The organism is Oleiphilus sp. HI0123 (assembly GCF_001635315.1).
In genome coordinates, this window is record NZ_LWGE01001667.1 from 1 (window position 1) to 1,508 (window position 1,508).

1 protein-coding gene is annotated in these 1,508 nt (G+C 33.0%); it reads left to right on the top strand.

What is annotated here, in order from left to right; genetic code table 11:
* On the top strand, window positions 1-1,508 hold a 1,508-nt coding region (locus A3761_RS28075), incomplete at both ends, for a hypothetical protein (RefSeq protein WP_197473183.1).

The window sequence follows — 1,508 nt, forward strand, 5'->3', positions numbered from 1 at the left end:
AGGAGGGAGTTTTAACTATAGTGATATTGAAACTATAGAAATACTTGGAAGAGCTCTATCTAGCATCGGCTTGTCTTTGGTATTAGTAAGAACGATTTACTTTTTCAGAATAAGTAAAGGTTCAAAAATTTTTCTATCAAGCTTGGTGATAATCATAGCTCATCCGGTATTTTTCTTAGGTCAGAAAGAGTTCATTGACTACCTAGCAAAACAAACTCCAGATTTTCAGCAGCAGGCTTTTTACAATGCACTGTTATCCAAAAGAGCAATGCTTTTTGATCAAGATATCGAAGAAAACATACCTTATCTAAAAGAGCGCACTGATACAGAAAAGAAAGTTTTTTTTAGCTCCATTGGCTTGATCAAGAATGAAAGCGGAGTAGGTGACATATATGGCCCGAAAAAATCCAAAGAAATAATAATTAACAACGAAGCTGTTACTCTAGCCAATACCCTTCTTAATGATTACCAAGACCCTGTAATAAATGAAAGTACCTATTTCTTATACAGCAATATTCAACAAAGCTATTACAAAAAGATCAAGCTTATTGACAAGCAAGCAGATGGTTATTATGAACGGTATACCAGTGAATCGGCCCGACAGGCTTTTTACAGTCAATACGCGGGGTTGTTAGAAAAAATCCAAAAAGGTGAAAACTTTTTTAGAAACGTTATGCCTTCGAAAGTAGGTGCAAAGTTAATATCAATTGGTCGATGTATCACTAAAGATTGTTATGAGAAGAAAACAACAGGATTCGAAACCTTTCAAAAGAATTTGGCGAGAAAATATTTAAAAGAAAAAACGGAAGAGCTTACGACTTTCCCTTTTGATTATTTTTGTACACAAGGTAATTCCAAAAATAGTCGAACTATCATTAGGACTCATAAGAATGGAGCTACTGATACAAGAACTCATACCAATAGAATGGGAAATCATAGCGCCAATACGACATTAAGATGTGATGTTGATCTAAATCATTTGGGAAACGCTTATCTATCAAAATATAAACAAACGATCGACAATACATTAAATCTAAGTTTTAAGAAGTATGAGAGTTTAGAGTCATTTTCAAAAAGTAGCGATTTCAATGATTTTATTATGTATACAGCTAAAAGATCAGGTGTTCGATTAATACTACCTAAAGAGTGGATATATAAGGATAAAGCTACGTTTGTAAAAGCCGTGGCGCGAGAGCACAAAACTAAATTAGAGGCAGATTATAGAAAGAAAATAAAAGAACAGGCGGGGCTTAGTCTTCCTCTTATTTTATCTAGAGAAGAATTTATGGATAAAAATAATTTAAGGAAAATTATAAAGAATGAATATTTGGAAGAGTTTGATATTCAGATAACCGCAAAAGACAACTTCAAAAGCTTTTTTGCAAAGAATGAAGAAAGTTTGCGCTCAATTGTGAAGAGTGAACTAGATGAATTGAATGCAGGAATCGAAAATCAATCTAGAATAACAAAATCCATGTTAATACCTCCATTATCTCTGTTTTTATCAT